This is a genomic window from Novosphingobium sp. NFX11 (assembly GCF_057376415.1).
Map to the genome: position 1 here is coordinate 15,490 of NZ_CP080384.1, position 12,573 is coordinate 28,062.

A 12,573-nucleotide genomic window follows, 5' to 3' on the forward strand; every position below is an offset into this window, starting at 1 on the left:
GCAGCCGTAACCGCGCCCTCGGCCTCAGCCTCGCGGCCTTCGTGGTGCTGGTGTTCTGCATCTCCATCGTGAAGATGGGCTGATGGCGGGGAAGGGCGAACCCCGCTCCAACCGCAAGGTCGCGCTGACGGCCGCTTCGGCGGCCTTGGCAATGCTCGGCCTCGGGTTCGCGTCGGTGCCGCTCTACCGCATCTTCTGTCAGGTGACCGGCTACGGCGGCACCACCCAGCGCGCGGACGAGGCCAAGGCGGCCACCGTCAAGGACAGCGGCCGGACGATATCGATCCGCTTCGACGCCAATGTCGAGCGCAACATGCCTTGGCAGTTCAAGCCGCTCCAGCGCACCGACACGGTATCAATCGGCGCCCGCGACATGGCGCTGTTCTGGGCCAAGAACGACAGCGACAAGACCGTCACCGGCACCGCCAGCTTCAACGTCGAGCCCGAACAGGCCGCGCGCTACTTCAACAAGATCCAGTGCTTCTGCTTCACCGAGCAGACGCTGAAGCCCGGCGAGGAAGTGCGCATGCCGGTGCTCTATTACGTCGATCCGGCGATCCTGACCGACCCGGACAACAAGGACGTGCAGCAGATCACGCTGAGCTATACCTTCCACGTCACGCGGGTGGAGGACGCAAAGGCACTGGACCATCCGCGCACGGGCAGTTAAGCGAAGTACCAAGAACCGTCGGCCATGATAAAACAGGGCGGCAGACGGCACACGAGATTGGATGAACGGGGACGAAGGCACCATGGCAGGTACGAAGAACCACGATTACCACATTCTTCCGCCCGACATCGCGCCTCTGGCGACGACCATCGGCGCCTTCACCTTCACCACCGGCATGGTGCTGTTCATGCACAAGATGCCCGGCGGCCATTTCGTGCCCTGGGCCGGGCTCGCGATCCTGCTGGCCTCGATGTTCATGTGGTTCTCCAAGATCGTCAACGAGGCGCACGCGGGCGATCACACGCCCGTCGTCCAGCTGCACCAGCGCTACGGCATGATCCTGTTCATCGCTTCGGAAGTGATGTTCTTCGTCGGCTGGTTCTGGGCCTTCTTCGACTTCTCGCTGTTCCCCTCCGAACTGGCGGACGTCATCGGCGGGCAGTGGCCGCCCAAGGCGATCGAGGCGGTCATGGACCCCTTCGCCCTGCCGCTGCTCAACACGCTGATCCTGCTGTGCTCGGGCACTACCGTCACCTGGGCGCACCACTCGCTGATCCACGGCGATCGTGAAGGGCTCAAGAAGGGCCTGTGGGCGACGATCCTGCTCGGCGCGCTGTTCTCGTGCATTCAGGCCTACGAGTACATGCATGCCCCGTTCGGCTTCGGCGGCAACACCTACAGCTCGGCCTTCTACATGGCGACCGGCTTCCACGGCTTCCACGTGATCGTCGGCACGATCATGCTGATCGTCTGCCTCAAGCGCACCTACAACGGCGACTTCACGCCCCGCCAGCACTTCGGCTTCGAAGCGGCGGCATGGTACTGGCACTTCGTCGACGTGGTGTGGCTGTTCCTCTTCGTCGCGGTCTACATCTGGGGCGGCTGGGGCTATCCCACGCATTAATTGGCCCACGCACTGATCGAACAGATCGTTCATTCCGAAAAGGCAGCCGAAGACCGCTTCGGCTGCCTTTTTCGCATCAGGACCTGACATGCGCCGCATCCCCGTCTTCGCGACCCTCATCGTCCTTGCCGCCGTGGCGGTGATGATCGCGATGGGCTTTTGGCAACTGCGCCGCCTCCATGAAAAGGAAGCGCTGCTGGCCCACTACGCCGCCGCGCAGAAGAACCCCGCGCCCGTCGAGTGGACATCCCGAGGCGTCGGCAAGGACCTGCTCTATCGCCGCGCCCATCTCGTCTGCGCGGGCGTAGGCGACCGCAGCAGCATCGCCGGAAGCAACGCCAAAGGGGAGCCCGGCGTGGCCCAGACCGCCGAATGCACGCTGCCGGGCGGTGGCAGGGCGCTGGTGGTGATGGGATGGTCGCTCCAGCCCAACGCTGGAGCATGGCAGGGCCGAGACGTCACCGGCATGATCGCCCCCGGCCCGCGTCTTGTGGCGATGCCTGCGGTTGGCGGACTGGAGGAAAACGCGATCCCTGATCCGGCGGATCTGCCGAACAACCACTTGTCGTATGCGGGGCAGTGGTTCTTCTTCGCGGCTACGGCGTTGGTTATCTACTTTCTGGCGCTCAGGAAGAGGAAGTAGGAAGTCCTGGGGCCCCCCATATACCTTTGGCGCCCCAGACCCCCATACCGTCGTCGTCGGGCGCGCAGCAGCCTCAGCCACACATTGCGCCGCAGGCTGTTTTGTCTCCCGGCTCATCGTGGGCGCGGGAGGAGGCTGCGCGCGTCACCTCGACGGTTAAGGGGTCTGGGGCGATGGCCCCAGATTCATTTCTTTCCTTCTTCACACCCTTCACGCTCTTTTCATTTCCCGCCTTCACGGCTAACCGCGCCCGATGGACTATATCAGCACCCGCGGCAGCGCTCCGGCGCTTGATTTCGAAGGCGCGACGCTTGCCGGCCTCGCATCGGATGGTGGCCTTTACGTTCCGCGTGAGTGGCCGCGTTTCTCGGCCGAGGAAATCGCGAGCTGGGCGGGGCTTCCTTATGCCGAGCTGGCCGCCAAGGTCATGGCGCCGTTCGTCGCGGGCAGCCTCACCGAAGAGCGCCTGCTGGAGCTGACCACGGCAGCTTACGGCCGTTTCGCGCATGACGGCGTAACGCCGCTCAAGCAGCTCGATTCGCAGCAGTGGTTGCTTGAGCTGTTCCACGGCCCGACGCTGGCGTTCAAGGACGTGGCGCTGCAGTTGCTGGGCCTGTTGTTCGAGGAGTTCCTTGGCCGTTCGGATCGCAACCTGACGATCGTGGGTGCGACCTCGGGCGATACCGGGTCTGCGGCGATTGACGCGGTTGCGGGGCGTGCGAAGGTGGACATCTTCATGCTCCACCCCAAGGGCCGCGTTTCGGACGTGCAGCGCCGCCAGATGACGACGGTGCTGGCGCCCAACGTGCACAACATCGCGCTGGAGCACGCCAACTTCGACGACGCGCAGGCGATCGTGAAGCGCGTGTTCAATGACAAGGGTATGACCGACCGCTTCGCCATCGGCGCGGTGAACTCGATCAACTGGGCGCGCCTGATGGCGCAGGTCGTGTACTACTTCGCGGCCGGGCTGCAGCTTGGCGCGCCGCATCGCAAGGTGGCGTTCTCGGTGCCGACGGGCAACTTCGGCGACGTTTTCGCGGGCTATGTGGCGGCGCAGATGGGTCTGCCGGTCGAGAGGCTGATCGTCGCGACCAACGTGAACGACATCCTTCACCGCGCGCTGGCCGAGGGCGATTACTCGCAGGGGACGGTGACGCCGACCGCTGCGCCGTCGATGGACATTCAGGTGTCCTCGAATTTCGAGCGCCTGCTGTTCGACCTCGGGGGGCGCGACGGCAAGGCTCTGGCCGAGCAGATGGCCGGGTTCGAGATCGACGAAGGCGATGCAACTGACCAACGCGCAGCGTGAGGGCGCCTCGGCGCTGTTCTCGTCGGCCCGTGCCGATGCCGACGAGATGGCCTCGACCATCCGCTGGGCCTACGAGGCGACCGGCGAACTGATCGACCCGCACACCGCCTGCGGTCTTTTCGCCGCGCGCACGGCGGGCATCGACGCGAGCGTGCCGGTCGTCACGCTGGCGACCGCGCACCCCGCCAAGTTCCCCGAGGCCGTCGAGCGCGCCACCGGCCAGCGCCCGACCCTGCCGACCCGCGTGGGCGACCTGTTCGAGCGTGAGGAAAAGTACGAAACGCTGCCCGGCACCTTCGAGGCCGTGACCGAATTCGTGGCGGCGCACGCCAGCCCGAAAGTCTGATGGCTGAGCTTGTCACAGAGCCGCTGATCCTCGCCGGAGAGGGTTGGGCGGATTACGGCCTCGTCGATTCGGGCCACGGACGCAAGCTGGAGCGCTACGGCGACTACCGCTTCGTGCGCCCCGAACCGCAGGCGATGTGGACTCCGCGGAGCGAGCATTGGGACGCCCATGGCGAGTTCGTGCCTGGTTCGGACGAGGACGGCGGTGGCCGCTGGCAGTTCGACAAGGCCGTGCCGCGCGATGGCTGGCCGCTGGCGTGGAACGAAGTTTCGTTCACCGCGCAGTGCACCCCGTTCCGTCATCTCGGCTTCTTCCCGGACATGGCGCCGGTGTGGGACTGGATGCGCGGGATGCTGGCCGGGCGCACCGATGCCAGCACGATGAACCTGTTCGGCTATACCGGCGTCGGCACTCTTGCGCTGTCGGCCCATGGCCCGGTGACGCATGTGGATGCGTCCAAGAAGTCCGTCGCGCAGGCGCGCGAGAACGCCGCTCTGGCGGGGCTGCAGGACCGCCCGGTGCGCTGGATGATCGACGACGCGGCCAAGTTCGCCGCGCGCGAAGTCCGGCGTGAGAAGCGTTACGACGGCATCATCCTCGACCCGCCCAAGTTCGGGCGCGGCCCCACCGGCGAGACCTGGCGTCTGGAAGAGCACCTTCCGGGGCTTCTCGCCGATTGCCGCAAGCTGCTCGATGCCGACAGCCGGTTCCTGTTCCTGACGGTCTATGCGGTGCGCATGTCTTCGCTGGCGCTGGCCGGGCTGATGGACGAGCTGTTCGCCGGACTTCCCGGGAAGATCGAGCATGGCGACCTGTCGGTGCGGGAAGATGGCGAGGGGCGGTTGCTGCCGACCGCGATCTTCGCGCGCTGGTCGAACCCGGCGTAAGGCCCACTCCTGCCCCCTCCCGCAGGCGGGAGGGGAATGAGAGCAAAGCCCTTCGCCCTCCTGCATGCGGGAGGGCCGGGAGGCTTGGCCCGCAGGGCCTAGCCGGACGGGGTGGGCATTCCCATCCGCGCCGCCATCCCCTAAAGGCGCCCACATCATGGCCGATTCGCTGATCCTTGAAGTCGCCGATTTCGAGCAGGATGTCCTCACCGGCATCTACTCGGAGGAAACCGGCAAGCCGCAGCCCCTGCGTTTCACCATCACGGTGAAGCTGCGGCCCGCGGACCACTACGCCCCCGACACGCCGCTGACGGCGAGCAAGAACTACATGGACCTCAAGTTCGCGGCGTCGGAGGCGCTGCCACAGGGCGTCCACTTCAAGCTGATCGAGGCGGTCGCCGATCACGTCTGTGAGACGCTGTTCCTGCAGGACGAGCGGGTCGAGGCGGTGACGGTGAAGATCGTCAAGCTGGCGCTCACCGAGGTCAACGAACTGATCGGCATGACCCTGACGCGGGAACGTCGTTGAACGAGTTGCTCCATCTCGGGCCGCTGTCGGACGACGCGCTCGAGGCTGCGGCCGATTTCCATGCCCGCCTGCTGCCCGGGATCGAGGCGACGCTGTCGGGCGGCGCCGATCCGCTGACGCTGGTTTTCCTGCCCGCAGATCACGAGCATCGCGCCTGGCGCCTTGCCGCCGTGCAGGGCCTTGCCCGCCGCTTCGCACCTTCGCGGGTCAATGCCGTCGAGAGCGACGCCGGAGCAGGTGGGCGGGAGGCTGTGGCGGCGGCGCAACGCTGGCTCGATGGTGCAGGCGGTGTGACGGGACAATTACTACCGCTCAATGGCAAGGGCGCGGGCGGAGTGCTATATCCGTCCGAATGAGCACGCCGCAGCCCCTCGTCGACCAGTTCCAGCGCAGGATCACGTACCTGCGCCTGTCGGTGACCGACCGCTGCGACTTGCGCTGCGCCTACTGCATGCCGGAGCGGATGACGTTCCTTCCCAAGAAGGACGTGCTGACGCTCGACGAGATGCACGACCTTGCCCTCGGCTTCATCGCACGCGGTATCACCAAATTGCGGCTGACCGGCGGCGAACCGCTGGTCCGGCGCGACATGATCGACCTCGTCCGGGCGCTCGGCCGCCGGATCGGCGCGGCTGACGGGCAGGGTGGGCTGGAAGAGCTGACCCTCACCACCAACGGCACCCGCCTTGCCGAATTCGCCGACGATCTGCGCGCGGCGGGGGTGCGGCGGATCAACGTTTCGCTCGATACCCTCGACCGCGAGGCTTTCGCGCGGCTGACCCGGCGCGATTCGCTGCCGCAGGTGCTGGAGGGGCTGGCGGCGGCGAAGGCGGCGGGCCTGAAGGTCAAGCTCAACACTGTGGCGCTCAAGGGCATCAACGAGCACGAGATCGCCGATATCGTCGCCTGGGCGCACGCGCAGGGCTTCGAGGCGACGCTGATCGAGGTCATGCCGCTGGGCGAAGTGGAGGAAGACCGCTTCGACCACTACCTGCCGCTCGTCGCGGTGCAGGAGGATCTGGCCCGGCGCTGGACCCTGACGCCGAGCGGGCACCGCACCGGCGGCCCGGCGCGTTACTGGGACGTCGCGGAAACCGGCGGACGGCTCGGCCTGATCAGCCCGCTGACAAACAACTTCTGCGAGGGCTGCAACCGCATCCGCGTCACCGCGACGGGGCAGCTCTATGCGTGCCTCGGCGGCAATGAGCAGGTGGACCTGCGCGCGGCGCTGCGTTCGGACGATCCGCAAGGCGCCTTGTCGGCGGCGCTGGACACGGCGATGCGGATCAAGCCTGAGCGCCATCACTTCGCGATCGACGGACGCGGCGAGGCGCCTGCGCTGGCGCGGCACATGTCGATGACGGGTGGGTGATATGAGCGCGAAACTGGTGTTCCTCGGACGGCTTGAGGAGCTGGCGGGGACGGATGGCATCAGCGTCGATGTACCGCTCGGCTGGGCCGCTCTGCTGGCGCATCTGGAGGAGCATTACACGCCCGATCTGGTCGAGACCGTCGCCGGAGTGCGGGTGAAAGTCGCGCTCAACGGCGCGCTGATCGCCGAAAAGGGCGGCGTGGTGCTGGCAGAGGGCGACGAACTGGCCTTCCTGCCGCCGGTTTCGGGTGGCTGACATGTCCGACGTTCGCCTGCTGACGTCCGGCTTCGATCCGGCAGCGGAACTGAGCGCCTTCACCGCCGCGCACCCGCAAGCGGGCGGGATCGTCAGCTTCCTTGGGCAAGTGCGTGAGGGCGCGGGCTGCGAGGCGCTGGAACTGCGGCACTATGACCCGCTGACGCTGCCCGCGATGCAAGATCTGGCGACGCGCGTGCGCGGGCGCTGGGCGCTTGACGGGCTGCTGGTGATCCACCGCAGCGGGGTGATGCTCCCGGCCGAGCCGATCGTGCTTGTTGCCGCCGCTGCCCGGCACCGGCGCGATGCCTTTGCGGCGGCGGACTTCGCGATGGACCACCTCAAGAGCAGATCGTGGTTCTGGAAGCGCGAGAAGACCGGCGGCCAATGGCGCTGGATCGAACCGCGGGAGCAGGACTTCGAGGATATCGCGCGCTGGTGACCCCGTCGTCCCGGATAAAGTCCAGGACGACGAAATTTCTTCTCTCCGGCGGGGGTTTTGACCCGCATCAACGAGATCATGGCGCGAAGGCGCGCATATGCCGATCACCCAAGGAGATCAGCATCATGTCCCAACGTCTTACCCGGCAGCAGCTTCAGGGTCTGGCTACGGTCACGGCCGTTCCCGCCCGCACGCCAATGCATTTTGGAGTTGACCGCAGCTTCGGCCTGCCGACCGGCTTCTATGTCGCCACGGTCGCGCTCTACCTCGCCTTCATCGGTGTCATGGCCGCCACGTTCATGAACCCGGAACTGGCCATCCCGATGGTCATCTTCGCCGGGTTGGTTCTCATGGCGTTCGGGCTGGCCGGGCACTGGGTGAAGATGAAACCCCACAACGATGCCGCCGCGCCAACATGGGGCCAGCTTGCCGCACGCGGCATCGACACTCTGAACGGAAGGCTCACGGCGGGCGAAGCGGCCGTCCAGGTTCTCACGCTACCCGTGCTGATCCTGTGCTGGGGCCTGGCGGTCGCGATCATCGTCGCCTTCACCTGACGCGGGGCCTGCCTGAATCTGGTTCACCGGGCTGGGAGCCCTTCAGGCAGACTGCGTCGGAAAGTTCGGGAGTCCCACCCTTCTGGCCGGGGGTGGGACTTTTCGCGTCAGGACGCCCGGCGTCGCAGCACCGCCTGCACGAAGGCGTCGAGATCATCGACGTCCACGTCGAGCACTTCGTCCCATTCCTCCAGCACCGCGACGACGTCCTCACGCGTGGAGACGGGAATCGGCGGGGGCGGCGCGACATGCGGCCAGGCGTGACCGGTGAAGTTGTTGTAGAGCCAGCCGAAGCTGCACAGCACCAGCACGTTGGCGCCGATCGGGATCATCAGCGTCGCGTCCCACGGCACCTGCCCGCCCGCGCCGAGCGCGCAGAGCAGGGCGCAGGCACCGCCCGGCGGATGGAGGCAGCGGGCCACCGACATCGCCGCGATGGCAAGCCCCACCGCGATGCTCCCGCCCAGCCACGGATTGCCGATCAGGTGCCCGATCGAAATGCCGATCGCGGCCGAGAGCAGGTCTCCGCCGATCACCGACCACGGCTGCGCGAGAGGGCTCGCCGGAACGCAGAACACCAGCACCGCCGAGGCGCCCAGCGGCGCGACGAGGAAGGGCAGGGCGTGGGCCTGATGCCCGCCGAGCAGGGCCCATGTCGCGAAGCCGGAAAGCGCGATCCCCAGCGCCGCGCCGATCGCGCCGCGCGCCCAGCCCAGACGGCCGAGGGCGTGGAGGCGCAGGGAATGAATGTGCCGGACCATGGCGGCGCTATGGCGCAGAGCGGTGCGGGTGACGAGCCCGGATTTGCCTCGCATTGCGATAGGCGGGCTATCAGAACTTCAGCTTGTAGCGCACCATCGCCCGGTTGCTGACTTGGCCGCTGCCCAGCGTCGCGGAATCAAGCTCGACGCCGAGCGAGGAGTTTTCGCTCAGGCCCATCTGCGCGCGGGGCAGGCCGTCCGGCGTCTCGTAAGTATCGGGAAGCGGACGCAGGCGCTCCTTTTCCGGGTTGGTCGCGCAGACGACGATTTCTCCGGGGCGGCCGACCGGGCAGCGCGGCTTGACGGCATGGAGATCGACCGTCCCGTCCTGCGGCATCTGCGCAAGGTCGAACAGCGGCGCTGCGATCGCGGGCGGTTCGGGCGGGAGGTCGGCGATCGGCATGGAGAGCAGGAGGCCATGCGATCAAGGCGATTTCAGGGCGGCGGGAAGATCAGGGCGCGATGAGACTGGATGTGAGTGAGAGCCGCCTGTCTCCCTCATCCGTCATTGCGAGCGCAGCGAAGCAATCCAGGGCAGCACTGCACCGCCCTGGATTGCTTCGCTGCGCTCGCAATGACGAAGGGTGGGTTTGATCACATGCCATCGCGTCTTGGCGGGCAGATCAAAAAGCCCGGCCCTCCGTTGGGAGGACCGGGCCGATGGGCGCCCGCACTGGAGGGGAGGGGTGCGGGCGCCGAAAGGATCAGGCGAACTTGCCGGCCTTGGCGATCTCGGCCAGCGGCTTGCGGTCGCTGGCGACTTCGCGCGACTGCAGGAAGTCGGGCAGGACCGACTTGTCACCCTGCTTGCCGATGGCGAAGGCGGCTTCGAGGCGATGGTCTTCCGGGATGCCGAGCGCGGCTTCGGCCTCGCCGAACTTCAGGCCGGTCATGCCATGGGTGTGGTAGCCCAGCGCCTGTGCCTGGATCGCGGCGAGCACCCAGGCGGCGCCAGCGTCGAAGCTGTGGCTGTGGTTTTCGGAGTTGCCCTTGTCCGAGCGCATGAACTTGTCGGAGACGACATAGACGATCGCCGAGGCTTCCTTGGCCCAGCCGGCGTTGAAGTCGATCAGGCCCGACAGGAACAGGTCCCAGTTCGCGTCGCCCTTCTTGGCGTAGAGGAAGGTCCAGGGCTGCACGTTGTAGGCCGAGGGCGCCCAGCCACCGGCTTCGAGGATCGCGTCGAGGTCTTCCTGCGGCATCTCGCTGCCGTCGAAGGCGCGGGGGCTCCAGCGGTCGACGATGAGCTTCTCGATCTTGGGATTGGCGATACGTCCGGTCATCGAAATATGTCCTTGTCTGCTAAGGGCTTAGGGAGAGTGCGCAAGCAGGGGGCAATCCTTTCGAATCACCCCCGCGCTATGTCAGGCTGCGTCCACCAGCACCAGTTCCGCGTCTTCGAGAGCGGTCACGGTGATCGTGTCGAGCCCAGTGATGGCCACGCCGTCGCGGGCATTGGCTTCCACGTCACCGACCCGGATGCGGCCGGTGGCGGGGACGAGGTAGCTGTGGCGCGCGGCGTCGGTGGCGTAAGTCACCGTGTCGCCCGCCTTCACCGTCGCGCCCAGCACGCGCGCCTCGGCGTTGATGTGGAGGGCGTCGTCGTCCCCGGCGATGCCGCTTGCCAAGGTCACGAACTGGCCCGAACGGTCCTCCTTGGGGAAAGGACGGGCGCCCCAGCTCGGCTGCTCGCCGCGGCGGTCTGGGATGATCCAGATCTGGAACAGCGTCGTCGCCTCGTCCTCGAGGTTGTACTCCGAGTGCTGGATGCCGGTGCCGGCGCTCATAACCTGGACGTCGCCCGCGCCGGTGCGGCCGGTGTTGCCCAGGCTGTCCTTGTGCGTGATCGCGCCGGTGCGGACATAAGTGACGATCTCCATGTCGCGGTGCGGGTGCGGCGGGAAGCCGGACCTGGCGGCGATGGTGTCGTCGTTCCAGACCCGCAGGCGCCCCCAGTTGGTGCGCGCCGGATCATGGTAGTCGGCGAAGGAGAAATGGTGGCGGGCATCGAGCCATCCGTGATTGGCGGCGCCGATGCTCTCGAAGGGACGCAGTTCGATCATGGGGCACTCCTTTGTATGCGTTAGGTGCCGTTAAGGCCCTGTTGAGTGCCATGTAGCCCTTGCGTGGCTATCGCGAAATTGTGATAAACTCGGCTGAATTATTCAGGAAAGTTGAATGGTCGACGTCGTTCCGCCCAGTCTCGATCACTTGCGGTGCTTTCTGGCCGTGGTGGAAGAGGGCAGTTTCAATGCAGCCGCCAGGCGACTTGGCCGCGCGATTTCGGTGGTCAGCTACGCCATCGCCCAGCTCGAAAGCCAGCTCGACGTGCGCCTGTTCGACCGCGAAGGCTCGCGCCGTCCGCAGTTGACCGAGGCCGGTCGCGCGCTGTTGTCCGAGGCGCACGCGATCTCCGACGACGTCGACGCCCTGCTCGCCAAGGTCCGCAGTCTGCGGCAGGGGCTGGAGGCGGAGCTGTCGCTGGCGGTGGACGTGATGGTGCCGGGCAACGTGCTCGCCCGCCTGTTGCGCGACTTTCAGGTGCGTTTTCCGACGGTTCCGCTGCGCCTCCACATTGAGGCGCTGGGCGCTGTCGCCGCGCTGGTGCTCGACGGGCGCGCGACGCTGGGTATCGCCGGGCCGGACATCATGGACCTTGCGGAGATCGAGCGCGAGACGATCGGCTCGGTCGAGATGGTTCCCGTCGCCGCCCCCGACCACGCCCTCGCCAAGTTCGAGCGGATCGAGCCGGGCGAGACGCGCAAGCACCTGCAACTTGTCCTGACCGACCGTTCGCCGCTGACGGAGGGGCGCGATTTCTCCGTGTTCAGCCCGCGCTCGTGGCGTCTGGCGGACCTCGGCGCCAAACATGCGCTGCTCAAGGAGGGCATCGGCTGGGGCTCGATGCCGCGCCATGCCGTGAGGGCGGACCTCGAGGCAGGCACACTCGTGGAACTGAAGCTGCCCGAGCGGTCCGCGCTCGATTACGCGCTCGTGGCGCTGTGGCGCAAGGACAGCCGGCCCGGCCCCGCCGCCGTCTGGGTGCTCGACGAAATGCGCGAACGTCTCGCGAAATGTCCATCGACCAAGTGAGGGTCTTGCGGGGCGGTTCGGGCTACTCCACTTAGGGCGCATGACCGCTACCCGCCTGTTCGACCGCGCCGTGATCCGGCTGTCCCCGCGCCCCGATTCGAATGAGAACGTCGTCGATTTCCTGCAGGGTCTCGTGACCTCGGACGTGGCCGGAACCCTGCCGGTCTGGACGGGACTGCTGACGCCGCAGGGCAAGGCGCTGTTCGACTTCATCGTCTGGCCGGGCGGCAAGGGGCTGCTCATCGACTGCGAGGCCGAAGTCGCCGACGCGCTGGTGAAGCGCCTGTCGATGTACCGGCTGCGCAAGGCGATCGACATTGCCCGCGACGACCGGCTCGCCGTGCACTGGCGTCCGCACACGGGCGACGGCGCCGCTCCGGACCCGCGCCTCCATGCCCTTGGCGAGCGCTGGGTCGCGGTGGTGGATGCCACCGATCCGGCCGAGGAAGAGACCGGCGCAGACGCCGCCTGGCGTGCCCACCGTCTGGCGCTTCGGGTGCCCGAAGGGCGTGCGGAACTGGGCGATGGTGAAACGCTCTGGCTCGAATGCAACGCGGCGGACCTACACGGCGTCAGCTTCACCAAGGGCTGCTACGTCGGGCAGGAGAACACCGCGCGCATGAACTGGCGCCAGAAGGTCAACCGCCGCCTCGTGGTGGTGCCGCTGGCCCGTTCGGACGACAAGCGCCGCCGCGCCGCCTACCCCGAACTGGGGCTCGCGGTGGACCACTTGCGGGTGGAGGACATCCCGGCCGACGTCATGCCCAAGTGGATTGCCGCAGAAGCCTGAGGCAACGCACC

At 67.0% G+C, this 12,573-nt stretch carries 16 protein-coding genes and 1 pseudogene; 13 read left to right on the forward strand and 4 right to left on the reverse strand.

Annotated elements, in window-relative coordinates:
* Positions 1-82 precede the first annotated feature (82 nt).
* The 11 genes and pseudogenes from KZO24_RS00095 (at position 83) to KZO24_RS00145 (ending at position 7,918) form a co-directional block, all read left to right on the forward strand.
* Positions 83-670, forward strand: coding sequence for a cytochrome c oxidase assembly protein (locus KZO24_RS00095; protein WP_008831554.1), 588 nt, complete (start codon positions 83-85; stop codon positions 668-670).
* Between the two features lie 82 nt (positions 671-752).
* On the forward strand, positions 753-1,574 hold the full coding sequence (locus KZO24_RS00100; RefSeq protein ID WP_008831555.1) for a cytochrome c oxidase subunit 3: 822 nt from the start codon (positions 753-755) through the stop codon (positions 1,572-1,574).
* 88 nt (positions 1,575-1,662) lie between these two features.
* Positions 1,663-2,217 (forward strand): SURF1 family protein, encoded by a 555-nt coding sequence (locus tag KZO24_RS00105; protein WP_271180859.1) that lies wholly within the window; start codon positions 1,663-1,665, stop codon positions 2,215-2,217.
* A gap of 253 nt (positions 2,218-2,470) precedes the next feature.
* A pseudogene (gene thrC, locus KZO24_RS00110) lies at positions 2,471-3,875 on the forward strand (threonine synthase).
* On the forward strand, positions 3,875-4,762 hold the full coding sequence (locus tag KZO24_RS00115; protein ID WP_069708866.1) for a class I SAM-dependent methyltransferase: 888 nt from the start codon (positions 3,875-3,877) through the stop codon (positions 4,760-4,762). The pseudogene thrC and the gene KZO24_RS00115 overlap by 1 nt, the downstream one beginning before the upstream one ends.
* 157 nt (positions 4,763-4,919) lie before the next feature.
* Complete coding sequence (locus tag KZO24_RS00120; protein ID WP_008830633.1) at positions 4,920-5,291, forward strand: dihydroneopterin aldolase; 372 nt, start codon at positions 4,920-4,922, stop codon at positions 5,289-5,291.
* Positions 5,288-5,647, forward strand: a complete 360-nt coding sequence (locus KZO24_RS00125; protein ID WP_486486694.1) for a Rossmann fold domain-containing protein — start codon at positions 5,288-5,290, stop codon at positions 5,645-5,647. Before KZO24_RS00120 ends, KZO24_RS00125 begins: the two co-directional genes overlap by 4 nt.
* Positions 5,644-6,663 (forward strand): GTP 3',8-cyclase MoaA, encoded by a 1,020-nt coding sequence (gene moaA, locus KZO24_RS00130; RefSeq protein WP_271180861.1) that lies wholly within the window; start codon positions 5,644-5,646, stop codon positions 6,661-6,663. The genes KZO24_RS00125 and moaA overlap by 4 nt, the downstream gene beginning before the upstream one ends.
* A gap of 1 nt (position 6,664) precedes the next feature.
* Positions 6,665-6,919, forward strand: a complete 255-nt coding sequence (locus tag KZO24_RS00135; protein WP_271180862.1) for a MoaD/ThiS family protein — start codon at positions 6,665-6,667, stop codon at positions 6,917-6,919.
* A 1-nt stretch (position 6,920) separates the two neighbouring features.
* Positions 6,921-7,361 (forward strand): molybdenum cofactor biosynthesis protein MoaE, encoded by a 441-nt coding sequence (locus KZO24_RS00140; RefSeq protein WP_486486695.1) that lies wholly within the window; start codon positions 6,921-6,923, stop codon positions 7,359-7,361.
* Positions 7,362-7,486: 125 nt separating this feature from the next.
* Positions 7,487-7,918 (forward strand): hypothetical protein, encoded by a 432-nt coding sequence (locus tag KZO24_RS00145; protein WP_271180864.1) that lies wholly within the window; start codon positions 7,487-7,489, stop codon positions 7,916-7,918.
* Positions 7,919-8,025: 107 nt separating this feature from the next.
* On the opposite strand, the gene KZO24_RS00150 is transcribed toward KZO24_RS00145, so the two are convergent.
* The 4 genes from KZO24_RS00150 to KZO24_RS00165 all read right to left on the reverse strand — a co-directional run bounded on the left by KZO24_RS00150 (position 8,026) and on the right by KZO24_RS00165 (position 10,742).
* Positions 8,026-8,733, reverse strand: coding sequence for an HPP family protein (locus KZO24_RS00150; RefSeq protein WP_248005723.1), 708 nt, complete (start codon positions 8,731-8,733; stop codon positions 8,026-8,028).
* Positions 8,734-8,749: 16 nt separating this feature from the next.
* Entirely contained in the window at positions 8,750-9,082 is a 333-nt protein-coding gene (locus tag KZO24_RS00155; protein WP_069708871.1) for a hypothetical protein, read from the reverse strand.
* A 301-nt stretch (positions 9,083-9,383) separates the two neighbouring features.
* Positions 9,384-9,962 carry a nitroreductase family protein gene (locus KZO24_RS00160; protein WP_271180865.1) on the reverse strand — a complete coding sequence of 193 codons (579 nt, stop codon included), beginning with the start codon at positions 9,960-9,962 and terminating at the stop codon, positions 9,384-9,386.
* Positions 9,963-10,043: 81 nt separating this feature from the next.
* Entirely contained in the window at positions 10,044-10,742 is a 699-nt protein-coding gene (locus KZO24_RS00165; protein WP_008830642.1) for a pirin family protein, read from the reverse strand.
* Between the two features lie 115 nt (positions 10,743-10,857).
* Between KZO24_RS00165 and KZO24_RS00170 the strand changes: the two genes are divergently transcribed.
* Together KZO24_RS00170 and ygfZ are read left to right on the forward strand one after the other, a co-directional pair.
* On the forward strand, positions 10,858-11,772 hold the full coding sequence (locus KZO24_RS00170) for a LysR family transcriptional regulator (protein WP_008830643.1): 915 nt from the start codon (positions 10,858-10,860) through the stop codon (positions 11,770-11,772).
* A 40-nt stretch (positions 11,773-11,812) separates the two neighbouring features.
* Positions 11,813-12,562 carry a CAF17-like 4Fe-4S cluster assembly/insertion protein YgfZ gene (ygfZ, locus tag KZO24_RS00175; protein WP_211149554.1) on the forward strand — a complete coding sequence of 250 codons (750 nt, stop codon included), beginning with the start codon at positions 11,813-11,815 and terminating at the stop codon, positions 12,560-12,562.
* The last annotated feature ends 11 nt before the right edge of the window (positions 12,563-12,573 follow it).

Coding starts and splice junctions, on each gene's coding strand:
- KZO24_RS00095 (WP_008831554.1), top strand. CDS start 83: ATGGCGGGGAAGGGCGAACCCCGCTCCAACCGCAAGGTCGCGCTGACG.
- KZO24_RS00100 (WP_008831555.1), top strand. CDS start 753: ATGGCAGGTACGAAGAACCACGATTACCACATTCTTCCGCCCGACATC.
- KZO24_RS00105 (WP_271180859.1), top strand. CDS start 1,663: ATGCGCCGCATCCCCGTCTTCGCGACCCTCATCGTCCTTGCCGCCGTG.
- KZO24_RS00115 (WP_069708866.1), top strand. CDS start 3,875: ATGGCTGAGCTTGTCACAGAGCCGCTGATCCTCGCCGGAGAGGGTTGG.
- KZO24_RS00120 (WP_008830633.1), top strand. CDS start 4,920: ATGGCCGATTCGCTGATCCTTGAAGTCGCCGATTTCGAGCAGGATGTC.
- moaA (WP_271180861.1), top strand. CDS start 5,644: ATGAGCACGCCGCAGCCCCTCGTCGACCAGTTCCAGCGCAGGATCACG.
- KZO24_RS00135 (WP_271180862.1), top strand. CDS start 6,665: ATGAGCGCGAAACTGGTGTTCCTCGGACGGCTTGAGGAGCTGGCGGGG.
- KZO24_RS00140 (WP_486486695.1), top strand. CDS start 6,921: ATGTCCGACGTTCGCCTGCTGACGTCCGGCTTCGATCCGGCAGCGGAA.
- KZO24_RS00145 (WP_271180864.1), top strand. CDS start 7,487: ATGTCCCAACGTCTTACCCGGCAGCAGCTTCAGGGTCTGGCTACGGTC.
- KZO24_RS00150 (WP_248005723.1), bottom strand. CDS start 8,733: ATGCGAGGCAAATCCGGGCTCGTCACCCGCACCGCTCTGCGCCATAGC.
- KZO24_RS00155 (WP_069708871.1), bottom strand. CDS start 9,082: ATGCCGATCGCCGACCTCCCGCCCGAACCGCCCGCGATCGCAGCGCCG.
- KZO24_RS00160 (WP_271180865.1), bottom strand. CDS start 9,962: ATGACCGGACGTATCGCCAATCCCAAGATCGAGAAGCTCATCGTCGAC.
- KZO24_RS00165 (WP_008830642.1), bottom strand. CDS start 10,742: ATGATCGAACTGCGTCCCTTCGAGAGCATCGGCGCCGCCAATCACGGA.
- KZO24_RS00170 (WP_008830643.1), top strand. CDS start 10,858: ATGGTCGACGTCGTTCCGCCCAGTCTCGATCACTTGCGGTGCTTTCTG.
- ygfZ (WP_211149554.1), top strand. CDS start 11,813: ATGACCGCTACCCGCCTGTTCGACCGCGCCGTGATCCGGCTGTCCCCG.